Annotated in this window: 20 protein-coding genes and 1 pseudogene; 15 read left to right on the forward strand and 6 right to left on the reverse strand. The window is 71.0% G+C overall.

Annotated elements, in window-relative coordinates:
• Nucleotides 1–68 precede the first annotated feature (68 nt).
• The 3 genes from AB0J74_RS13545 to AB0J74_RS13555 are packed head-to-tail and all read left to right on the forward strand — an operon-like array spanning nucleotide 69 to nucleotide 4,494.
• Entirely contained in the window at nucleotides 69–2,672 is a 2,604-nt protein-coding gene (locus tag AB0J74_RS13545; RefSeq protein ID WP_363448008.1) for a valine--tRNA ligase, read from the forward strand.
• Nucleotides 2,669–4,003 carry a folylpolyglutamate synthase/dihydrofolate synthase family protein gene (locus AB0J74_RS13550; protein WP_363448009.1) on the forward strand — a complete coding sequence of 445 codons (1,335 nt, stop codon included), beginning with the start codon at nucleotides 2,669–2,671 and terminating at the stop codon, nucleotides 4,001–4,003. Before AB0J74_RS13545 ends, AB0J74_RS13550 begins: the two co-directional genes overlap by 4 nt.
• Nucleotides 4,000–4,494 carry a DUF4233 domain-containing protein gene (locus AB0J74_RS13555; protein WP_363448010.1) on the forward strand — a complete coding sequence of 165 codons (495 nt, stop codon included), beginning with the start codon at nucleotides 4,000–4,002 and terminating at the stop codon, nucleotides 4,492–4,494. Before AB0J74_RS13550 ends, AB0J74_RS13555 begins: the two co-directional genes overlap by 4 nt.
• On the opposite strand, the gene AB0J74_RS13560 is transcribed toward AB0J74_RS13555, so the two are convergent.
• The 3 genes and pseudogenes from AB0J74_RS13560 to AB0J74_RS13570 all read right to left on the reverse strand — a co-directional run bounded on the left by AB0J74_RS13560 (nucleotide 4,491) and on the right by AB0J74_RS13570 (nucleotide 6,696).
• On the reverse strand, nucleotides 4,491–4,874 hold the full coding sequence (locus tag AB0J74_RS13560; protein WP_363448011.1) for a VOC family protein: 384 nt from the start codon (nucleotides 4,872–4,874) through the stop codon (nucleotides 4,491–4,493). The two genes, AB0J74_RS13555 and AB0J74_RS13560, sit on opposite strands and share 4 nt — an antisense overlap.
• A 59-nt stretch (nucleotides 4,875–4,933) precedes the next feature.
• Nucleotides 4,934–5,305 (reverse strand): annotated as a pseudogene (locus AB0J74_RS13565) (VOC family protein); the annotation flags it as partial.
• 44 nt (nucleotides 5,306–5,349) lie between these two features.
• Entirely contained in the window at nucleotides 5,350–6,696 is a 1,347-nt protein-coding gene (locus AB0J74_RS13570) for a pentapeptide repeat-containing protein (RefSeq protein WP_363448361.1), read from the reverse strand.
• A 920-nt stretch (nucleotides 6,697–7,616) separates the two neighbouring features.
• Here AB0J74_RS13570 and ndk point away from each other — a divergent pair.
• The 4 genes from ndk to AB0J74_RS13590 all read left to right on the forward strand — a co-directional run bounded on the left by ndk (nucleotide 7,617) and on the right by AB0J74_RS13590 (nucleotide 10,413).
• Nucleotides 7,617–8,036, forward strand: a complete 420-nt coding sequence (gene ndk, locus AB0J74_RS13575; protein ID WP_363448012.1) for a nucleoside-diphosphate kinase — start codon at nucleotides 7,617–7,619, stop codon at nucleotides 8,034–8,036.
• A gap of 1,279 nt (nucleotides 8,037–9,315) precedes the next feature.
• Nucleotides 9,316–9,906, forward strand: coding sequence for a TetR/AcrR family transcriptional regulator (locus AB0J74_RS13580; RefSeq protein ID WP_363448013.1), 591 nt, complete (start codon nucleotides 9,316–9,318; stop codon nucleotides 9,904–9,906).
• A complete protein-coding gene (locus tag AB0J74_RS13585; protein ID WP_363448014.1) occupies nucleotides 9,906–10,214 on the forward strand; it encodes a hypothetical protein in 309 nt (102 codons plus the stop codon). Before AB0J74_RS13580 ends, AB0J74_RS13585 begins: the two co-directional genes overlap by 1 nt.
• A gap of 19 nt (nucleotides 10,215–10,233) precedes the next feature.
• On the forward strand, nucleotides 10,234–10,413 hold the full coding sequence (locus tag AB0J74_RS13590) for a DUF1737 domain-containing protein (protein ID WP_363448015.1): 180 nt from the start codon (nucleotides 10,234–10,236) through the stop codon (nucleotides 10,411–10,413).
• Here the strand turns inward: AB0J74_RS13590 and AB0J74_RS13595 are convergent.
• Together AB0J74_RS13595 and ileS are read right to left on the reverse strand one after the other, a co-directional pair.
• Nucleotides 10,410–11,090: a lysophospholipid acyltransferase family protein gene (locus AB0J74_RS13595; RefSeq protein ID WP_363448362.1), complete on the reverse strand. Its 681-nt coding sequence runs from the start codon at nucleotides 11,088–11,090 to the stop codon at nucleotides 10,410–10,412. The genes AB0J74_RS13590 and AB0J74_RS13595 overlap by 4 nt on opposite strands.
• Before the next feature lie 245 nt (nucleotides 11,091–11,335).
• On the reverse strand, nucleotides 11,336–14,452 hold the full coding sequence (gene ileS, locus AB0J74_RS13600) for an isoleucine--tRNA ligase (RefSeq protein ID WP_363448016.1): 3,117 nt from the start codon (nucleotides 14,450–14,452) through the stop codon (nucleotides 11,336–11,338).
• A 263-nt stretch (nucleotides 14,453–14,715) separates the two neighbouring features.
• Here ileS and AB0J74_RS13605 point away from each other — a divergent pair, with 263 nt between their 5' ends.
• From AB0J74_RS13605 to AB0J74_RS13640, 8 genes are all read left to right on the forward strand, one after another.
• Nucleotides 14,716–15,726: a helix-turn-helix domain-containing protein gene (locus AB0J74_RS13605; RefSeq protein ID WP_363448017.1), complete on the forward strand. Its 1,011-nt coding sequence runs from the start codon at nucleotides 14,716–14,718 to the stop codon at nucleotides 15,724–15,726.
• A 65-nt stretch (nucleotides 15,727–15,791) separates the two neighbouring features.
• Nucleotides 15,792–16,790 carry an ABC transporter ATP-binding protein gene (locus AB0J74_RS13610; RefSeq protein ID WP_363448018.1) on the forward strand — a complete coding sequence of 333 codons (999 nt, stop codon included), beginning with the start codon at nucleotides 15,792–15,794 and terminating at the stop codon, nucleotides 16,788–16,790.
• On the forward strand, nucleotides 16,787–17,560 hold the full coding sequence (locus AB0J74_RS13615; RefSeq protein ID WP_363448019.1) for an ABC transporter permease: 774 nt from the start codon (nucleotides 16,787–16,789) through the stop codon (nucleotides 17,558–17,560). The genes AB0J74_RS13610 and AB0J74_RS13615 overlap by 4 nt, the downstream gene beginning before the upstream one ends.
• Nucleotides 17,561–17,574: 14 nt before the next feature.
• Entirely contained in the window at nucleotides 17,575–18,351 is a 777-nt protein-coding gene (locus AB0J74_RS13620; protein ID WP_363448021.1) for an ABC transporter permease, read from the forward strand.
• A 97-nt stretch (nucleotides 18,352–18,448) separates the two neighbouring features.
• Nucleotides 18,449–18,802 (forward strand): hypothetical protein, encoded by a 354-nt coding sequence (locus AB0J74_RS13625; RefSeq protein ID WP_363448022.1) that lies wholly within the window; start codon nucleotides 18,449–18,451, stop codon nucleotides 18,800–18,802.
• 101 nt (nucleotides 18,803–18,903) lie between these two features.
• The gene (locus AB0J74_RS13630) at nucleotides 18,904–19,101 is read left to right on the forward strand and encodes a hypothetical protein (RefSeq protein WP_363448023.1); all 198 of its coding nucleotides are present in this window, start codon (nucleotides 18,904–18,906) and stop codon (nucleotides 19,099–19,101) included.
• Nucleotides 19,076–19,606 carry a hypothetical protein gene (locus AB0J74_RS13635; RefSeq protein WP_363448024.1) on the forward strand — a complete coding sequence of 177 codons (531 nt, stop codon included), beginning with the start codon at nucleotides 19,076–19,078 and terminating at the stop codon, nucleotides 19,604–19,606. The genes AB0J74_RS13630 and AB0J74_RS13635 overlap by 26 nt, the downstream gene beginning before the upstream one ends.
• Before the next feature lie 111 nt (nucleotides 19,607–19,717).
• Nucleotides 19,718–20,443 (forward strand): PRC and DUF2382 domain-containing protein, encoded by a 726-nt coding sequence (locus AB0J74_RS13640; protein ID WP_363448025.1) that lies wholly within the window; start codon nucleotides 19,718–19,720, stop codon nucleotides 20,441–20,443.
• A gap of 189 nt (nucleotides 20,444–20,632) precedes the next feature.
• On the opposite strand, the gene AB0J74_RS13645 is transcribed toward AB0J74_RS13640, so the two are convergent.
• On the reverse strand, nucleotides 20,633–21,412 hold the full coding sequence (locus tag AB0J74_RS13645; protein ID WP_363448026.1) for an SDR family NAD(P)-dependent oxidoreductase: 780 nt from the start codon (nucleotides 21,410–21,412) through the stop codon (nucleotides 20,633–20,635).
• Nucleotides 21,413–21,559: the final 147 nt, after the last annotated feature.

The raw sequence follows: 21,559 nt of genomic DNA on the forward strand, positions 1-21,559 counted from the left end.
TCGCCACCGTAACGGAACGGCCGGTGGTCGCATGCGGGGTCGCCCGGAACGCTCCGTAGACTTCACGGGTGACCCAGACACCGGAGACCCGTGAGCCCGTGACACCGACCCTGCCGGCGCAATACACGCCGGCGGACGTAGAGAGTCGGCGCTACGAGGCATGGGTATCCGAGGGCGTCTTCACCGCCGACGCGGCGAGCGACAAGCAGCCGTTCACCATCGTGATCCCGCCGCCCAACGTGACCGGCTCGCTGCACATGGGTCACGCTTTCGAGCACACCCTGATGGACGCACTCGTACGCCGCCGGCGCATGCAGGGCTACGAAGCGCTCTGGCTGCCGGGCATGGACCACGCCGGCATCGCCACCCAGAACCTGGTCGAGCGGCAACTCGGCACCGAGGGCCTGTCCCGCCACGACCTGGGCCGCGAGGCGTTCGTCGAGCGGGTCTGGCAGTGGAAGGCCGAGTCCGGCGGCGCGATCCTCGGCCAGATGCGCCGGCTCGGCGACTCGGTCGACTGGAGCCGCGAGCGGTTCACCATGGACGAGGGCCTGTCCCGGGCCGTGCAGACCATGTTCAAGAAGCTCTTCGACGACGGCCTGATCTACCGCGCCAACCGCATCATCAACTGGTGCCCCCGCTGCCTCACCGCGCTCAGCGACATCGAGGTCGTGCACAGCGACGACGACGGCGAGCTGGTCTCGATCCGCTACAGCGACGAGATCGTCGTCGCCACCACCCGCGCGGAGACGATGCTCGGCGACACCGCGGTGGCCGTGCACCCCGACGACGAGCGCTACCGGCACCTGATCGGCACCGAGGTCGAGCTGCCGCTGACCGGCCGGCGCATCCCGATCGTCGGCGACGAGCACGTCGACCCGGCGTTCGGCACCGGCGCGGTCAAGGTGACCCCGGCACACGACCCCAACGACTTCGAGATCGGGCAGCGGCACAACCTGCCCAGCATCACCATGATGGACGAGCGGGGCGTGATCACCACTGCCGGGCCGTTCGAGGGCCTGGACCGCTTCGAGGCCCGCCCGGCGGTCGTGGCCGCGCTACGCGAGCAGGGGCTGATCGTCGCCGAGAAGCGGCCCTACGTGCACGCGGTCGGGCACTGCTCGCGGTGCCGCACGACGGTCGAGCCGCGGCTGTCGCTGCAGTGGTTCGTCAACACCGGCCCGCTGGCCAAGGCCGCCGGGGACGCGGTGCGCGACGGCCGGGTCCGGATCGACCCCGAAGACATGTCGAAGCGCTACTTCGCCTGGGTCGACAACATGCACGACTGGTGCATCTCGCGCCAGCTCTGGTGGGGCCACCGCATCCCGGTCTGGTACGGCCCGGACGGCGCCGTGCGCTGCGTCGGCCCCGACGAAGAGCCGCCCGGCGAGGGCTGGACCCAGGACACCGACGTTCTCGACACCTGGTTCTCCAGCGGCCTGTGGCCGTTCTCCACCCTCGGCTGGCCCGAGCAGACCGCCGACCTGGAGCGCTTCTACCCGACCAGCGTTCTTGTCACCGGGTACGACATCCTGTTCTTCTGGGTCGCGCGGATGATGATGTTCGGCCTGTACGCGATGGACGGCAAGCAGCCGTTCGACGTGATCGCGCTGCACGGCATGGTCCGCGACGAACACGGCAAGAAGATGTCGAAGTCGTTCGGCAACGTGGTCGACCCGCTCGACTGGATGGACCGCTTCGGTGCCGACGCGACCCGCTTCACGCTGGCCCGCGGCGCCAACCCCGGCCAGGACGTGCCGGTCAGCGAGGAGTGGTGCCAGGGCTCCCGCAACTTCTGCAACAAGCTCTGGAACGCGACCCGGTTCGCCCTGATGAACGGCGCACACGTCGACGGCCCGCTGCCCGCCGAACCGTCCACGGTCGACGGCTGGATCCTGTCGCGGCTCCAGCACGTGGTCGACGAGGTCGACGACCTGTTCGAGCGGTTCGAGTTCGCCAAGGCCTGCGACGTGCTCTACCACTTCGCCTGGGACGACGTCTGCGACTGGTACGTCGAGCTGAGCAAGCCGGTGCTGGCCACCGGCGGTCCGGCGGCCGACGCGACCCGGCGGGTGCTCGGGCACGTGCTCGACCAGTTGCTCCGGCTGCTGCACCCGGTCATCCCGTTCGTCACCGACGAGCTGTGGATCGCGCTCAACGGCGCCGGCACGGTCGCCCGGGCCGCCTGGCCGCAGCTCGACAAGGCGCTGGTCGACGACGACGCCGAGGCCGAGATCGAGGCGCTGCAGCGGGTGGTGACCGAGATCCGCCGGTTCCGGTCCGACCAGGGGTTGCGTCCCGCGCAGCGGGTGGCCGCCCGGCTCGACGGGCTCGGCGTGGTCGCGCCGCACGAGGGCCTGATCCGCTCGCTGGTCCGGCTCGACGACGCCGGCGCCGACTTCGCGGCGTCCGCGACGCTGTCGGTCGCCGGTGGCGTGCGGGTCGGTCTCGACACCCGCGGCGCGATCGACATCGCCGCCGAGCGGGCCCGGCTGGAGAAGGACCGCGCGGCCGCCGAGAAGGAGGCCACCCAGTGCCGGGCCAAGCTCGGCAACTCCGCGTTCGTCGGCAAGGCTCCCGAGCCGGTGGTCAACAAGATCAAGGAACGGCTGGCCACCGCCGAGGCCGACCTCGCGCGGATCGGCGCGGCCCTGGAGGCGTTGCCCGCATGAAAGAGTCGGCCGAGTTCCGCGAGGTCAACGCGGCCCTGGAGGCGCGCGGCAACATCCGGATGGTCTTCGACCTGAGCAAGATCGAGGAACTGCTCGACCTGCTCGGCTCGCCGCAGCGGGCCTACCCGTCGATCCACCTCACCGGCACCAACGGCAAGACCTCGACCGCCCGGATGATCGACTCGCTGCTGCGGGCGTTCGGCATCCACACCGGGCGCTACACCAGCCCGCACCTGGAGACGGTCCGTGAGCGGATCAGCCTCGACGGCGAGCCGATCGACGAAGACCGGTTCGTCTCGGTCTACCGCGAGGTCGAGCCGCTGGCCGCGCTCGTCGACCAGCAGCACGACGAGCCGCTGACCTACTTCGACATGACCACCACGCTGGCGTTCGCGGCGTTCGCCGACGCCCCGGTCGACGTCGCCGTGGTCGAGGTGGGCCTCGGCGGCGCCGACGACTCGACCAACGTGATCCAGGCCGGCGTCTGCGTGATCACCCCGATCGGCCTCGACCACACCGAATGGCTCGGCGACACGCTCGAGGAGATCGCCTGGGCCAAGGCCGGCATCATCCACAAGGGCGCCACCGTGATCACCGCCGCGCAGCCCGAGGAGGCGGCCCGCCCGCTGCTCGAACGCTGCGCGGAGGTCGGCGCGACGATCGCCCGCGAGGGCGGCGAGTTCGGCGTGCTGCGCCGCACCCTCGCGGTCGGCGGCCAGGTGCTGACGCTGCAGGGCCTGGGCGGCGAATACGACGACATCTTCCTGCCGCTGCACGGCGCACACCAGGCACAGAACGCGGCGCTGGCGCTGGCCGCGGTCGAGGCGTTCCTCGGTGCCGGAGCCGACCGCCAGTTGGCGGTGGAGACCGTCCGCGAGGGCTTCTCCGGCACGTCGTCGCCGGGGCGCCTGGAGCGCGTACGCAATGCGCCCACGATCCTCCTCGACGGTGCGCACAACCCGCACGGCATGGCCGCCACGGTGACGGCGCTGCAGGAGGAGTTCGCGTTCAGCAAGCTGGTCGCGGTCGTCGCCGTGCTCGGCGACAAAGACGTGACCGGCATGCTCGACCTGCTGGAGCCGATCGCCGACGCGGTCGTGGTCACCCGCAACCAGTCACCGCGGGCGATGCCGGTCGAGGAACTCGAGGAGCTGGCGATCGAGATCTTCGGCGAGGAACGGGTGGAGACGGCCGCCAACATGCCGGACGCGATCGAGACCGCCGTCGTGCTCGCCGAGACCGAGGTCCAGGGCGAGCTGAGCGGCGTGGGCGTGCTCGTGACGGGTTCGGTCATCACGGTGGCCGAGGCAAGGACACTGTTGAGGCGATGACACTTCCCGACGGCGCCGCGGCGCCAGCAGAACAGCCACCGACAGAGCCGCCCGCGGCCGACGGCGGGCCCGGCGCTCCGGGCCCGGCCGCCGGTGCCGCGGACCCGTCCGGCGCCGCCCCCCAGGCGCCGGATGCCGACGAGGTGCCGCCCGGCTACCGGCGGTCCGGGTTGCGCAACCCGGCCGGGGCGGTGCGCGGCATGGGTGCCGCGGCGCTGGGCCTGCAAGGGATCATGCTGCTGCTCGTGATCGCGCCGATCCGGGCCCTGGGCCAGGGCGGCAGCGTCGAGTGGGTCGCGGCCGCGCTCGCGCTGATCTGCTTCGTGCTCTGCGGGATGATGCGGCGCCCGTGGGTGTGGACGGCGGGCAGCGTCGTGCAGGCTCTGCTGCTGGTCGGCGGCCTCCTGCACTGGACACTCTTCGCCCTCGGCGTCATCTTCGGCGTGGTCTGGCTCTACGTCCTCTACGTCCGCCGCTCGATCCTCCGCTAGGGATGCCGCTCCGCGGCGCTGCGGAGCACGCAGAACTCGTTGCCCTCGGGGTCGGCGAAGACCACCCAACCACCGTCTTCGCCCGGCGGGGGATCACGCCGGTCGTCGACGATCGTCGCGCCCAGCGAGAGCACCCGCTGCACCTCTTCGTCGCGCGGCACGTCGGGCCGCAGGCAGATGTGCACCCGGTTCTTCGTCGTCTTCGGCTCGCGCACCGTCTGGAAATACAGGTGCAGCCCGGTCGGCAACGCGATGCTCGCCTCGGGATCGCCCGGCAGGTCGTCGTCGGCCATCGGCGCCGCCATCACCCGACTCCAGAACGCCGCCAGCTGATAGGCGTCAGCCGAGTCGAACGTGACGTTGAGAACCGTAGGCGCCACCGCGGCGCTCCTTCCGCTCAGGTTTGGAGCACCAACCTGCCACGGCGGAACGGGCGGTGCTACCCCGTTTCCCGGCTACGCCACTGCGTGATGGCGATGCCGTGCCCGTCGGGGTCGCGGAAGGCGGCCGCCCAGAGCTCCAGCTTCGCACCCCGGTTGACCACCCGAGGGGGATAGGTGAACCGGACGCCCTTGGCCCGCAGGTCCTCGTAGACCGACATGACGTCGCCGACCTCGAGGTTGAGGTGCACGAGCCGCCGGTTGACCGGCGAGGCGTCGCGGATCTCGCGGAGCACCATCCGGGTGTCGCCCGACGCCAGGACCGCGTTGTGCTCCCCGCCGTCGATCTCGAGGAAGCCGAGCATGTCGCGGTAGAAGGCGACCGAGCGCGGCAGGTCGCGCACCAGGAAGGTCAGCCCGACGCCGTGGATGGTCGCCCCGGTCGCGCCGGGCCGGGCGCTCGGGTAGGCAGTGATCAGATCGGCGAACACGTCCTCGTCGTCGCCGTCGTCTCCGCGTGCCGGCGGCCGCGGGGCGTCACCCGACCCGGCTGCGGCGGCAGCGGCACCCGCGGCCGCTGCGCCGGCCAGGAGGCCGGCCGCGGCCTGGGTTTCGTCGTCGGGTGCCGGATCGGTGGGGCTCGGCCCGTCCGGACCAGCCTCGTCGGCGGTGGTCGCCGCCGTGGAATCGGCAGTGTCGGGCGAGCCGCTCGCGGCCAGATCTTCGCCAAGATCGTCGTCCCGCCGGATCCGGCTCGCGCCGTCGTCCGAGACCCCACTGTCGTCGCCCGGCTCGCTCCGCGTCGCGGTCTCGCCGGTCGCGGCTGAGCCACTCCCGGCGGCCGTCCAGCCGGGTGTAGCCGAGTGGCCGCCGGATTCGGTCCGCATCGCGGCCTCCCCGGCCGTGGCCGGTTGGCTGCGCGGCTCGTTCCGCGTCGCGGTCTCGCCGGCGGCGGCTGGCCCACTCCCGGTTGCCGTCTCGCCGGCGGCGGCTGGCCCACTCCCGGTTGCCGTCTCGCCGGTCGCGGCCGAACGGTCCCGCGACTCGCTCCGCGTCGCGGCGTCCCGAACTGCGGCCGAGTGCTCGCGCCGCTCGCGCCTGGCCGCGGCATCCACGGACTCGGCGGGATCGTCGTCTGCCGGCGCGGCCCGCAAGGCGTCGTCCGACGCCGCCTGGTTCCCAAGGTCTTCACCAAGGTCGTCATCCCGGCGGATCCGGCTGACGGGGGCCCCCGACGCCCCCGAGCCGTTGGCCGGACCGCTCCGGGCCCCACCCGCAGCCGAGTCGACATCGCCTCGCCCGGCCCGACCCGAAGACCCCCAGGCCCCAGCCGCAGCCGCGCCAGCCGCAGCCGCGCCAGCCGCAGCCGCGCCAGCCGCAGCCGCGCCCGACGCAGCCGCGCCCGACGCAGCTTCGCCGGACGTAGCCGAGCCCGACGCAGCCGCAGGCGACGCAGCATCGCCCGGCGCGGCCGAATCGTCGCCGGTCCCCGACGGCGTCGCGTCATCGCCCTCACCGCCGCTGACCGCCGGATCGGCTGCGACGTCGGCGCCGCGACCACGGTCCGAACCCAGCGGCCCGCTGATCGGGCTGTCGCCGCTCGCCGAACCTTCGGGATCACCGGCGTCCGACCGGCCACCACCCGGGCGTACGTCATCGCCGGCTTCGGGCCCGCCAGGCGGCGTGACCACGTCGGTGTCGGCCGCGCCCCGAGCCGGCCGGCTGACCCGGCGCTCGGCGAACAGGGGCTCAGCCCAGGTCGCATGCTGATCGAAGTCGAAAACGTCGTCCGGCCCGGCGCCGGCCCGCTGCCCCGGCACATCGGGCGCGGGCGGTGGCGGGGCGGTGGCGGTGGCCGTACCCCCGGCGCTTTCTTCTCGTGCCGCGCGCGCCGCGCGCGTCATCCGCGGATCAGGCCGCGCCCGGTGCGTCAGGGGAGGTGCGGTCGCCTTCGGCGGGTCGACCAGCGTGCCCTCGACCACGATCGGCCCGCCGGGCGTCTGGTGGACCACCACCGGCTCCGGCGGCTCGCGCAGGCCGCTCAGCTCGTCGGTCAGATCCGCGGTCGTCGTCTCTATGGTCTCGACCGGCGCCCCCGCGCCGCCATAGGCGGTCTCGGCCTGGTCCCACTCTTCTTCGTCGAGCGGCCCGATGTCGTTCTCCCGGACGGAGGCCGCCTCGGCGTGGGTGAGCACGTCGTCCCAGAGGATGCGGATGTGTCGCGGGTCGTCGATCGCCACCATGATGGGCAGGCTGGCGCCGACGTCGGGCCACTTGGCGACCGGTACCCGCGGGTCACGCATCCGCACCAGCCGCCCGGCCACGCCCGGTGCGTCGATCAGCACCTGTAGCTCGCAGCGCCCGAACACCGACGACGCCGGTGGTTCGGAGACGGTGTGCACGTGCGCGGTGCCGGCGACCCACGCGCGGGCCCCGCCGCGGATGGTGGTCACCAGCACGAGCCCGACGGCCAGCACGATCAGCGCGATGCCGAGTGCCACGATGGCCAGGCTCTTCATCCCGATCCCGAACAGGACCACGAACAGCGCGCAGGTGCCCAGCACCGCGGCGAACAACTTCCGGACCGGTGCAAGCGGGCGGCGGTTGCCGTTCGCCACAGTGGACCTCCCCTGAGTCACCAAGAAGGCTAGGCCCAGCGCGCCCGCCGAGGGAAGAGCCGGCGGGCAGTGGGTGATCTGCCCTCGGTAGGCTGAACCCCCAGCTTCAGGAGGGTGTTTCCACGTGTCCAGCACTACGGTCGAGCGCACGCTCGTGCTGATCAAGCCCGACGCGGTCCGGCGCGGCCTGGTCGGCGAGATCCTGAGCCGCTTCGAGCGCAAGGGCCTGAGCATCGACGTGCTGGTCAGCCGCACGATGGACGCCGACCTCGCCGACGCGCACTATGCCGAGCACGTCGAGAAGCCGTTCTACCCGCCGCTCAAGGAATTCATGACCAGCGGCCCGCTCGTCGCCCTGATCCTGAGCGGCGACAGCGCGATCGAGGTCGTCCGCACCCTGGTCGGCGCCACGGACGCCCGCAAGGCCGCCGCAGGGACCATCCGCGGCGACCTCGCCCTCTCCAACCGCGAAAACCTCGTGCACGCGTCGGACTCGCCTGACAGCGCCAAGCGCGAGATCGGTCTCTGGTTCCCCAAGGCATAAACCCCGCGGTCCCGGGTCCGTCGGGGGCGCGCGCCGTCGCTCCCGCCGGACTTGTTCTCCGTCGTTGGTTGCGCTCAGGCCCCCTTCCCGCGATCGGTTCCGCGTCGCTTGGACCGTGGATTCGCCGTCTCTGGTTGCGGTTTGGGTCCGGGGAGGGTGGGTGTCATGCGCTGGAGCTACGGGCTGGGGGAGAGCGCTTTTACGCTCCAGCGCATGACACCCTCCCCGGACCTGACCCAGTCGCTGGCCGCGACCACGATCACGGTGCGGGGGACACAGTCCATTGGGCGGGCTTCGCGGGGGCTATCCGCAGGCGTTGAGGCGGGTGGGTCGCCCGGGGCAAAACGGTGCAGCGGGCGGCGGCGGTCCAGCGTTTCCTTAGGGCCGTTGCTCTGCTGCCGTATAGGAAGCACGTGTAGCGCCGCTACCGGTGCTGCCGATCTGGCAGCAGAGCAAGACCGGCCGCTCAGTAGTTCGGACCGGATCGGGGCGCCCGGTCGGCGAGGTGGAACCGGGCGAGGCGCGGCCATTGCCGAGTCGCGAAGGCGTCAGGTGCGTCGGCGAAGGGGCGCTTCGACGACGGCGCCCGACCCTTGGGCGGCGCGGCGGTGGGTTACCGAACGCGTGGTCCTGCACCCCGGTGGGGCCGGGGCTTTGCCTCGCCTCGCAGCTTTGACCTGGTGCTCAGCGTTGGCGCCGCGCACGCCTTCCGGCCTCACCCGGGTCCTGGTCAGCGGCCCCGACCAGCGCCTCGACCTCGGCAAGGCGGGCTGCTGCCCACGCTGGCGGGCGGCCGCGAGCAGCTTGTCGCGGGCGGTCGCTAGGCCTACGCGGGTTAGCCCGCCGAGACCGAGGCGTCCTGTCGGCCGTGGTCACCCGGATCTTGATCGAGTGTTGATCGCGGCGCGACCCGCGCTGGGCCGCCGTGGCGGCACTGCTCGTGCTCGCCGGCTGTGGCGACGGGTTCTGGATCGCCGGCCGTCTGCCGGGGCCGTCGAGATGCTCGGCGACTTCGCCGATTTCGCAAACGCGTTCGGCCGTGTCGAGGCCGACGGTTGGGCGGCGGTCCACGGCCCCGTCGGCGCCCGGACGCGCGGTGGATGACTAGGAGTGGGCGTGCTTGCGGTCGCCGTGGTCATGGGGACTTGATCACCCGTCTGACCGGCGCGGGGGCCGGGTGCTGGAGACAGCGCGCTGCGCTGGGCGGGTGCGAGACGGTTGACGGCGCTGTCGGGGTGAGTATGGTGAACGAAACGGTTTCGTTCAGCAGGGTGAGGGGGTGCGCTTGGCACGGGAAGAGCGTGAGGAGGCGATTCTCGCGGCGACGTTGGAGTTGTTGGCCGAGGTTGGCTATGACCGGATGCGGATGGATGCCGTCGCCGAGCGGGCCAAGGCCAGTAAGGCGACGATCTACCGGCGATGGGGAGGCAAGGCCGAACTGGTGATGACCGCGATCGAGCGGCATACCGCGATGGCGATGGCGGACAACCCGGACCCGGCGGACACGGGCGATCTGCGCGACGACCTGCTCGGGCGGATACGGGCCATGCGCGACGGCCTGATGGGGCAGGACGCCGGGCTGTTGCTGGGGCTGCTGACGGCCATGCGCCACGACGCGGGGCTGGCCTCCATCGTGCGGGCCCAGATGATCGACGACAAGCGGCAGGCCTTCGACCCCGCGATCGACCGCGCCGTCGAGCGCGGCGAGCTGCCGGAAGGGCTTGACCGCGCGATGCTGGCCGAGGTCAGTTCGGCGATGCTGTTCTCGCGGGCGTTCGTCACCGGTGAGCCGCTCGACGACGCCTTTCTCGCCGATCTGGTCGACCGGGTGCTGCTGCCGTTGGTCCGGCAGCGGGCGGGTGATTCCTGATGGCGACCACGGTGGTGCTCGCGTTCCTGGCCGGGTTCTGGGGCGGCAACGGGCTGCCCTACTTCGTCGCCGGCAGCACCGGTGACGGCCGCAACCCCGGACCGTTCGGCGACTCGGCCGCGGGCAACGTGTTGATCGGCTGGCTGATGCTGGTCGGGGCGGCGCTGTTCTGGCATTTCGCCCACATCCCGCGGCATCCCGCCGCAGGCTGGTCGGCGCTGGCGGCCGGCGTGCTGGCGGTCGGCCTGATCCACTCGCGGACCTGGCGGCACAACCCGTGGCCCTGGCGCCGCGGTACGGTCGGCTGAGCAGATCTTGGGAGGCAACATGTCGGATCAGCCGCCGGACGGGCTGCCGCGCTACCGGGTGTTGACCGGGCCCGACGACGAGACGTTCTGCCGCCGGGTCAGCGAGGCGCTGGACCTGGGCTACCGGCTGCACGGCGGCCCGGCCGTGACCTACAACGGCGAACGGGTGATCGTCGCGCAGGCGCTCCTCTGGGGCTAGGCCGGCGGGGTGGCTTCGCGCGGCGGGCAGTATTTCGGCACGTACTCCTGGCCGGTCAGTTCCTGGATCGCGGCCATCACCTCGTCGGTGATCTGGCGTAGCGAGGAGCTGTCGGTGCGGCGGCCGGTCACGTCGATCGGCTTGCCGAACTTGACCGTGGCCGTGCCGCGCTCGAAGCGCGGGATGCGATGGCCGATCGGCTGGAGCTTGTCGGTGCCGATCATGCCGACCGGGATGATCGGCACGCCGGCGGCCAGCGCGAGGCGGGCGACGCCGGTGCGGCCGCGGTAGAGGCGCCCGTCCGGCGAGCGGGTGCCCTCCGGGTAGATCGCGACCAGGTCGCCGGCCTTGAGGACCGGGATGGCGCCGTCGAACGCGCTCAGCGCGGCCCGGCCGCCGGCGCGCTCCACGCGGATCGCCCCGATGCCGTTCATCACCGATCGGCTGAACCAGCCGCGGATGCCGGTACCCGTGAAGTATTCGGCTTTTGCCCAGAACGCGATGTGGCGCGGGATGACCGAGCCCAGGAACAGCTCGTCGGCCACCGAGAGGTGGTTGCCCGCGATGATCGCGCCGCCACGGGCCGGCACGTTTTCCAGCCCCTCGACCTTCGGCGCCCAGCCCCACCGCATGCTCACGCCGATGGTGAGCTGGCCGATCGTGTAGAGCAGCGGCACGGGTCCTCCGGATCTCGCAGCGTGGGCGGTGTCACCGTAACCGACACCGCCCCGCCGCCGCGAGTGGACGAACAGGTCCATAGGACCCATCCGGCGGATCAGGGCGGCACCCCGGCGGGCCCAGGCGGCGGCCGACCGCACGCGGAGACCGGCCAGATACAACACCGGAATCCGACCGGTCTCCGCGCACGCCCGGACGCCGCCTGGACCTCGCCGGGCCACTACCCTGATCCGCCGGATGGGGTCTAAGCACGCGCCACGGTCACCCGTACGGTTTCCCCGTCACCGACCTCGCCGGCGAACCCGGCGGCCGTGGCATTGAACGTGATCGAGTCGGCCAGGACCTCGCGGGCCACGAAGTCGTCAAAGGTTTCGACCGCGGACCGCACCGAGTCGGAGCCGTTGATCTCCAGCCTGATCCGGTCCGAAACGTCCAGGTCGGCGTCCCGGCGGGCCTGCTGCACCACCCGGACCACGTCGCGGGCCATGCCTTCGGCGGCCAGTTCTGGGGTCACCGCGCTGTCCAGCACGACCACCCCGTCGCCGGACGGCAGGGCGGCCGAGTTGGCGGCGTCGGCGGCGACCAGTTTCAGGTCGTATTCACCCTCCTGGAGGGTGACGCCGGCGGCGACCGGCTGGCCCTCGACCAGCGACCACTCGCCGGCCTTGACCGCCTTGATCACCTGCTGCACGGCGCCGCCGATGCGTGGGCCGAGTGCCCGCGGCACCACCGTGAGCACCCGCTCGCAGTAGGCGGCCACGTCGTCGGTGAACTCGACCGACTTGACGTTGACCTCGTCGGTGACCAGGTCGGCGAACGGGCGCAGCGTCGCCGCGTCGGGCGTGGCCACTGTCAGTGACGGCAACGGCAGCCGGACCCGCAGGCCCTTGGCCTTGCGCACCGACAGCGCCGCCGAGACCAGGTCGCGCACCGCGTCCATGGCCGCCACCAGCGAGTGGTCGGCCGGGAACTCGTCAGCCGACGGCCAGTCGGTCAGGTGCACCGAACGCTCGCCGGTCAGCCCGCGCCACACCTCCTCGGCGGTCAGCGGCGCCAGCGGCGCCATCACCCGGGTCAGCGTCTCCAGCACCGTGTAGAGCGTGTCGAACGCGTCCCGGTCGCCGGCCCAGAACCGGTCGCGGGACCGGCGCACGTACCAGTTGGTGAGCGCGTCGAGGAACGTGCGCACGGTCAGGCACGCGCCGGAGACGTCGTAGGCGTCCATCTGCCGGGTCACCGTCGACACCAGTTCGCCGGTCTTGGCCAGCACGTAGCGGTCGAGCAGGTGGGTCGAGTCGACCCGGCGCACCGCTTCATAGCCGTCGGCGTTGGCGTAGAGCGAGAAGAAGTACCAGACGTTCCACAGTGGAAGCAGCACCTGGCGCACCGAGTCGCGGATCGCCGGCTCGGTCACCGGCATGTCGCCGCCGCGCAGCACCGGCGACGACATCAGCATCCAGCGCATCGCGTCGGAGCCGTATTCGTCGAACACGTAGTAGACGTCGGGATAGTTCTGCAGGCTCTTGCTCATCTTGCGGCCGTCGGAACCCTGCAGGATGCCGTGGCTCACGCAGGTGCGGAACGCCGGCCGGTCGAACAGCGCCGTCGCCAGCACGTGCATGGTGTAGAACCAGCCGCGGGTCTGCCCGATGTATTCGACGATGAAGTCGCCCGGGTAGTGGTGCTCGAACCAGTCGGCGTTCTCGAACGGGTAATGCACCTGGGCGAACGGCATCGAACCCGATTCGAACCAGCAATCCAGCACCTCGGGTACGCGCCGCATCGTCGAGCGACCCGTCGGGTCGTCGGGGTTGGGCCGGGTCAGCTCGTCGACGAAGGGCCGGTGCAGGTCGGTGACCGCCACCCCGAAGTCGCGCTCGAGGTCGGCGAGCGAGCCGTAGACGTCGACCCGCGGGTACGCCGGGTCGTCGGACCGCCACACCGGGATCGGTGAGCCCCAGAACCGGTTGCGGCTGATCGACCAGTCGCGGGCGTTGGCCAGCCACTTGCCGAACGAGCCGTCCTTCACGTGCCCCGGCGTCCAGTCGATCTGCTGGTTGAGCTCGACCATCCGGTCCTTGAACTTGGTCACCTGCACGAACCACGACGACACGGCCTTGTAGACCAGCGGGGTGTCGCACCGCCAGCAGTGCGGGTAGGAGTGCGTGTAGGTCTCCTGCCGCACCACCACGCCGCGTTCCTTGAGGTCGCGGCTGATCGGCTTGTTGGCTTCGAAGACCTGCATTCCCTCGTACGTGGGAACGAGCGCCGTGAACCGGGTGTGGTCGTCGACCGTCACGATGGTCGGGATGCCGGCCGCGTTGCAGGCGTTCTGGTCTTCCTCGCCGAACGCGGGCGCCATGTGCACGGCACCGGTGCCGTCTTCGGTGGTGACGAAGTCGCCACCGAGGATCTGGTAGGCGTTGGGGCCGGCCCGGTCGACCAGGAAGTCGAACAGCGGCGTGTAGCGCTTGCCCACCAGGTCGGCGCCGCGCCGGGAGCCGGTGCGGGTGAACCCTTCCAGCTCCCTGGCGTAGTAGTCGGCGCGCGCCGCACCCACCAGGTAGACCTGGCCGGCGTCGTCGGTGAACTCGGCGTATTCGATGTCGGGCCCGACCGCCACCGCGAGGTTGGACGGCAGCGTCCACGGCGTCGTGGTCCAGACCGCCAGCTTCTCGCCGCTGTCGAGGGTGAACCAGACCGTCAGCGACGGGTCGTGCCGGTCGCGGTAGACGTCGTCCATCCGGGTCTCGGTGTTGGACAGCGGGGTCTCGCAGCGCCAGCAGTAGGCCAGCACCTTGAAGCCCTCGTACACCAGTCCCTTGTCATGAAGGCTCTTGAACGCCCACATGACACTCTCCATGTAGGACAGATCGAGTGTCTTGTAGTCGTTGCTGAAGTCGACCCAGCGGGCCTGGCGGGTGACGTAGCGCTCCCAGTCCTGCGTGTATTGCAGGACCGAGGTGCGGCACACGTCGTTGAACCGCTCCACGCCGAGGTCGACGATCTCGGCCTTGGTGGTGATGCCGAGTTGCTTCTCGGCGACCACCTCGGCCGGCAGCCCGTGGGTGTCCCAGCCGAACCGGCGCTCGACCCGCTGGCCGCGCATCGTCTTGTAGCGGGGGACGACGTCTTTGACGTAGCCGGTGAGGAGGTGGCCGTAGTGGGGGAGGCCGTTGGCGAACGGAGGGCCGTCGTAGAACACGAACTCGTTCTCGCCGTTCGGCCCGGCGTCGCGAAGCTCGATCGAGGCCTCGAAGGTCTTGTCGGCCGTCCAGTGATCCAGCACACGTCGCTCGACCGCGGGCAGGTCGGGGCTCGCCGGGACGCCCGGCTTGCTCTCGTGCTTGGGATAGGCCATCGGTGGTCAATCTCCTCGAACAGCTCACACACGTCGTGGACTGCGAGGACGACCCTCTAGGGCCGCGGTACCACCCCGCTTGATGGCCCGGGAACGCGACCACCCGCTCGTTGGCCGGCTGTAACGGGCCGAACCCGTCCGGTTCTACTGAGATCCGAAGATCCGTTCTTCCGGAGGCTCACCGGTGATTGCCGGATCGTCGCCTATGGCACACAAGGTTACCTGACTCCCAACAACGGGCGCGCGCGACTTATTCTCGGGCCGTGATCCGGATCGAGCTCGACGAGCCCACGCTCGACCGCACCCGGATCGCGATCAGTCCGCTCTGGGAGCTGGTCGACTCGCTCTATCTGCTCGACCGCAACCCCGACGGGGTGCCCTGGCCCTACCAACAGTGGGCGGTCCGGGCCCGCGAGGTGATCCGGGACGTGCCGGCGGCGGCCCGGACGGCGTGGGTGTTCCGCGAGTCCGGTTCGCGGTCGCCCGACTTCCTGTCGCCGATCCCGCCCGGCCCGGCGCCCACGATCGAGGAGGAGCTGCACGCCCTCTGCGCGACGCCGCGGAGCGTGGTCGAGGAGCAGCTGCCCGACTACTACGCCGACGATCCGCCGGGCTGGATCAGACCCTTCCGGGACGACCCGGCGAAGGCGTTCGCCGAGCTCGCCGACGGGCTGGCCGCCTACTGGGCGGCGGCGATGGCACCGCACTGGCCGGCGATGCGGGCCGCGCTCGACGAAGAGGTGCTGCACCGGGCCCGGGCGCTGGCCGCCGACGGCCCCGACGCGCTGCTGTCCGGCCTGCACCAGCGGGTGATCTGGCAGCGGCCGGTGCTCACCCTGGTCAAGCCGCTGGAGCAGGCGTTCTCGGCGGTCGACAAGCGGCTCCTGCTGATCCCGCTGATCTTCTCGCGGGGCGCGCTGATGTGCTCGACCGATCATCCCGAGGTGGTCGCGGTCTCCTACCAGGCCCGCGGTGCCGCCGTGCTGGCCGAGGGGCGCCCCGAGCCGGCGCCGGACCGGCTGGCCATCCTGATCGGGCGCGGGCGGGCCGCCGTACTCGATGCGCTGTCCCGGCCCTCGACCACCGCGGGCCTGGCCGCCACCCTCGGGCTCGCGCCCAGCACGGTGTCGGAGCACCTGGCCGCGCTGACCGCGGCCGGGGTGGTCAACCGGCGCCGGGCCGGGCGGCGGGTGCTCTACTCGCTGGAGCCGGCCGGGACCGCGTTGCTGCACCTGCTCGCCGACGACCCGTCCCGCCGCCGGCATTCGGCGTAGCCGGACGATTCGGCTCCCACCGAATTCGTTTTCCTGAGCCGGCGGCGGCACCTACCTTCTCGGGCATGACCCTCGCGATCGAGGCGCGTGGCCTGCGCCGGACCTACCGCACCCGCACGGGGTGGTTCAATCCCCGCCGGGTCGAGATCGACGCCGTTCGCGGTGTCGACCTCGACGTCCGCCGGGGCGAGCTGTTCGGGCTGCTCGGCCCCAACGGCGCCGGCAAGACCACCACCATCAAGATGCTCAACACCCTGCTCATTCCCACCTCCGGCACCGCCCGGGTGTGCGGCTTCGACGTGGTGTCACAGACCCGGGAGGTGCGGCGGCGCATCGGGTACGTCTTCGGCGGCGACCGTGGCCTCTACGACCGGCTGTCGGCGCTGGACAACCTGCGCTACTTCGCCGAGCTCTACGGCGTGCCGGCCGCCCGGCAGAAGCAACGGATCGGCGAGCTGCTGGAGCTGGTCGGGCTGGCCGGGCGGGAGCGGGAACGGGTCGAGGGCTACTCGCGGGGCATGCGGCAGCGGCTGCACATCGCCCGCGGGCTGCTGCACGAGCCCGAGGTGCTGTTCCTCGACGAGCCGTCGATCGGGGTCGACCCGGTCGCCGCCCGGGAGTTGCGCAACACGGTCGCCGGCCTTGCCGCCACGGGGACGACCGTTCTGCTCACCACCCACTACATGGCCGAGGCCGAGGAGCTGTGCGACCGGATCGCCGTCATCGCCGGCGGTGAGATCCAGGCGCTGGGCACCGCCGACGAGCTCAAGCACCACGCCGAGGGCCGCCGGGTGCTCGAGGTGCAGGCGTTCGGGGTCAGCGACGAGCAACTGGCCGGGATCGACGTGCTTCCGGGTGTACGCGAGGCGAGCGTCGAAGTGGTCGGCACCAGTCAGCTGCTGACCATCCAGTCGGACGCGGCCGTCGACGTGCAGGCGGATGTGCTCCGGGCGCTCGACGGCGTGCGGCTGGGCCGGGTGACGGCGCGGCAGCCGACACTGGAAGACGCGTACATCGCGATCGTCAACGGGGTCGACCGCACGCCGGCGATGGTGACCGCGTGAACCTCTGGCGCTTGATCGGGGTCGCCACGCTGTTGCACGTCAAGCAGCTCAGCCGGTCGCAGTTCGAGATCGCGACCGCGCTGTTCGTACCGCTGGTGCAGGCGACCCTGGCTGTTTATCTCTTCCGGGCCGGGACCGAGCCGCACCGCCTGCTGGAGGCGGCGGTCGGCGCCGGGATGATGGCGGTCTGGAGCTCGGTGCTGTTCGGCTCCGGCGGCGCGATCCAGATGCAGCGCTGGCAGGGCACGCTGGAGATGCTGATGCTCGCGCCCCGCCCACCGGCGCTGCTGGTCTTCCCGATCACGCTGGCCACGGCGGTCACCGGCACCTACGCGATGATCGCGACGCTGCTCTGGGGCGGCCTGGTCTACCGGATTCCGTTGGACGTCGCCGACCCGGTGGCGTTCGCGGTCTCGGTGCCGGCCGCGATCCTGGGCCTGGGCATGTTCGGCCTGCTGCTGGCGTCGACGTTCGTGCTGCTGCCCAATGCCAACGCCATCAACAACACGCTGGAGTACCCGATCTGGCTGGTCTCCGGGATGCTCGTGCCGATCACCGTGCTACCGGGTTGGACCGGCCCGATCGGCGCGGTGCTGCCGACGACGTGGGCCGCCCGCGCGGTCCGCGAGTCGGTCACCGGGTCGGGCCCGGTCTGGCCGTCGCTGGGCGTCTGCCTGGCGATCAGCGTGGTCTGCCTGGCCGCCGGCGCCGTCGTCATGTCCTACGTGGAGCGTCGCGCCCGCGCGAACGCGACCCTCGCCCTAGCCTGAGGTTGGTTGCTGCCATGCGCCTACTGTCCGTCGGCGGCGTGATCGCCTACCGCGCCCTGTTCAACTGGACGACGCCGTCGATGTTCGTCGGCACCCTGCTGGTCGGCCCGCTGTTCCAGCTGTTGTTCTTCGCCTTCCTCGGCCGCCAGTTGGGCGTGGCCGACGACACCTTCTACATCGTCGGCAACGCGGTCCTGGCGGCGTCGCTGGCGTGCGTCTTCGGCGGGACGATGGCGGTGTCCAACGAGCGGCGGTACGGGACGCTCGGCCACGTGCTGCTCTCGCCCCGGCCGCGGACGCTGGTTTTCCTGGGGCGGGCCGTTCCGTACGCGGGGAATGGATTGTTGATCGCCGCTTTCACGCTGACCGTCGGGTCGTTGCTGTTGGGGTTGCGCATTGCGCTCGGGGCTCTTCCCGGTCTCGCGTTGACGCTCGCGGTGGGTGCGCTGTCGTGCGCGTTCTGCGGGCTCACGCTGGGCGCGCTGGGTTTGCGGTTCCGCGACGTCTGGCTGGTCTCCAACGTCTCGGTGTCGCTGTTGCTGCTGTTGACCGGCGTCAACGTGCCGGCCGACCACCTGCCGGCGTGGATGCGCGTGGTGGGTGGCGGGCTGCCGATCACCCATTCCGCCGAGGCGGCCCGCCGGTTGGTGGCCGGCGACGGTTTCGGGGCGGCCCTGGCGCCGCTGGGCAAGGAGGTCGCGGTCGGAGCGGCGTACGCGGTGGTGGCGGCCGTGCTCCTCAAGGTCTTCGAGGCGGAGTCCCGCCGGCGCGCGTCGCTCGACACCCTCTGACCCGCTGACCCGGCAAGGGTCTGGCAAGGGTTTTGGCAAGCGGCGTCGGCTGTGGTGGGTGCGACTGTCCACGGACGCAACAGCGAGGTGCTCAAACGTGACTCCACTCAAGCGACGGCTCGCCGGTATCGGACTGGCCGCGGTCGCCGTGCCGGCGTTGCTGGTATCGACGACGTCGACAGCCTGGGCGCATTACCAGACGGTGAGCCAGGGCTACGACTACGCGGTGGTCTATGCCAACCATTTCTCGGGTGCGGTGTGTGACAAGGAGGCCGACGGCCACTCGGTGTACGCCCAGTACCAGACCGGCCTGTCCATCTACACCATCACCGACGGCGGCGACGCCGGCTGCGACTACGGCAACTGGTCCAGCGATCCGGCAAGCTCGTTCCGGGTCTGCGAGAAGGTGCCCAACGCCAAGGACTACTGCAGCCCCTGGATCTACACCTGATCGCTTGAATGGGCGGCCGCCCAGCCTCCCGCTGGGCGGCCGCGCACCTGCTGAGTATCCGGGCCCATGCGGCCCGGCTGTCGCGCCGGCATCCTGTGCTGGTGCGGGATCAGCGGCTGGTGGCTCAGCTAGGTGCGCTGTGGGTCCTCGGCGGCGTGCTCGTGCCGAGCGGGGTCGGGGCGCTCGCCGTCCTGCTGTTCGGCGGGTCGCTCGGCGTCGGCCTCGGTTCGCTGCTCGCGCTCGCGGTGGCGGCTCAACCTGACAGCGGGCGCCGTGCTGGGTGGGTTCTTCGTCGCTGACGTCCCTGGCTTCCAGCCGCGGGCGATGGGCATCGCGCCGGGCGTCCAGTACCTGCGGGCCGACCACACCAGCGGGCCGCCAAGCGTGCAGATCACCGTCTCGGCCGTGCGGGCCGGCCAGGGCGACCAGTGCTGCATGTCGACCTGCTCGCCGGCCGGCCCGGGCCTGACCTACCTGCGCCGCGACGACACGCACGGCTACATCCACCACCGCGGCGACGTCATCGTCAGCGCCGAGGGCGGCGTCTCCGTGGACCGCCAACTGCTGCGGCGCACCGCCCTCGCCACCCGCCCGGCCACCGACGCCGAGCTGTTGCGCGCCCTGCCCGCTCCGCCCCCACGGGACCGCTTCGACCGTTACGAGGCTGGCTGCGTACCCACACCTGATGTTGGGAAAGCTTCGACGAGGGTCATCGGCAGAGGCGCCGATGCGTTGACCGACTACACCAGGCGTCTCACACACCGCCGGCCACCGGTCGAACAACAGCACCAGGATCACCCCTAAGACCAGCCCCACTGGTTATCGATCGACGATGTTGGTTGCCCTAGGGAAATATCTCCAAAAATGTGGATTCGCCGATATCGCGGGTACCACAAGCAAACGGGAGGTGATTTCATGATCACTCAGAACGACGTCGGCCGCGTGGTCGGCCGCGAGGTATATGGAAGTGACGGTTCCAAGATCGGCACGGTTGGGCAGATCTGGGAGGACGTATCGGGACAGCCCGCCTGGTGCAGCGTCCAGATGGGGATGTTCGGCAAGAGAGAGACGTTGGTGCCGCTGCACGAGGCGGATCTGGAGGGTGACCGGCTCCTCATTCCGTTCGACAAGTCGCGGGTCAAGGACGCCCCGATGGTCGACGCGGCGGAAGACGAGCCATTGAGCATCGACGAGGCGCTGCGCCTTTACCACCATTACGACATGGTCGTCGAGGACCCCGAGCCGAGCGACCCGGACGACGCGATGACGCGGTCCGAGGAGCGGTTGCGGGTCGGCACCGAGCGGGAACGGGTCGGACGGGCCCGACTGCGCAAGTACGTCGTGACCGAGCACCAGCAGGTCACTGTGCCGGTGTCGCACGAAGAGGTGGTGGTCGAGCGGGAGCCGATCACCGAGGAAACCGCCGCGGCGGCGTACGCCGGTCCGGACATCAGCGAGGCGGAGCATGAGGTCACGCTCCACGCCGAGCGGCCGGTGGTGGAGAAGGAAGCGGTGCCCGTCGAGCGGGTCCGCATGAGCAAGGAGACGGTGACCGAGCAGGAGACCGTCGGCGACAAGGTTCGCAAGGAGCGCATCGAGGCTGAGGTCCCGGAAGACGAAGGCCCCCGCGACGTGACCTGACCAGCGGCTCTACTGGCTTGGTGAACGCCGGCAGGATGGCTTCACGAGGCACAATCCTAAGGCCGCTCGGGACGCGATGACCGTCCCCTGCTCCTACATCGCGGCCGACTCTTCCTGTCGTGCCGGTGCCCCGGCCGCTGGCCGGGGCACCATCCAGAGCTGGTTGACGTGGTGGCCCGAGACAGTCGCTCAGACGAGCGTGCGCCCGCCGTCGACGTCGACGGTCAGCCCGGTCAGCCACGACGACGCGGACGATGCCAGGAATAGCGTCACCGCGGCCACGTCGGCCGGCAGCCCGAGACGCCGGAGCGGGTGCAACGCGGTGACGCGCTCCCGGAACTCCTCGGGCATCACCCGCTCGATCTGTTCGGTGCGGACCGTTGACGGTGACAGGCAGTTGATCCTGACGTTTCGCGGGCCGTACTGCGCCGCAGCCTCTTTGGTCAGCGCGACGACGCCCGCCTTGGCGGCGATGTACGCAGCTGGCGCGCCGGTCGCCGCACGGCGAGCCGCCAGCGAAGCCATGGTGAGGACGGATCCCGAGCCACGGTCGGCCATGTCCGGCAAGAACGTCTTCAGGGTCAGGAACGTCGATGTGAGGCTGCCGTCCACGGTGGAACGCCAGTCGGCCTCGGTGGTCGTGTGGATGGGACCGGGCCGCGCCCTGCCCCCCGCGGCGAACGCCAGGAGGATGTCAGCAGGCCCGAACTCGCGCTGGGTGACGTCCCGTAGGCGTGCCAGGGCGGTCGCGTCGGTGACGTCCGCTGGGCAGCCGATCGCCAACCCTTCCGCACGGCGGATGTCGTCGAGGACGGCGCCGATCGCGGACTCGTCACGGCCCGAAACCACGACGAGCGCGCCATTGCGGGCCAGGGCTCGGGCCGACTCAGCACCGAGCCCGCGGGAACCACCGGTAACCACGGCCACTTTGCCTGCCAGGTCGGGGTAATGAGCGTCGTAGGTCGTCATGGCCCCAGTTTCGACTTGGCCGGCCGACACCGCCTCAGGCGGGTGGCGACACTGGCCGTACGCAAACGGGCGTATCAGGTCCGGGGGTCGCCCGAACCCGCGTTGACGGTCTCAACGGCCGACGGTGGCGGCACCACAGCGGCGACA

Origin of the sequence: Asanoa sp. NPDC049573 (assembly GCF_040676615.1) — a bacterium.
Lineage (GTDB): Bacteria > Actinomycetota > Actinomycetes > Mycobacteriales > Micromonosporaceae > Asanoa.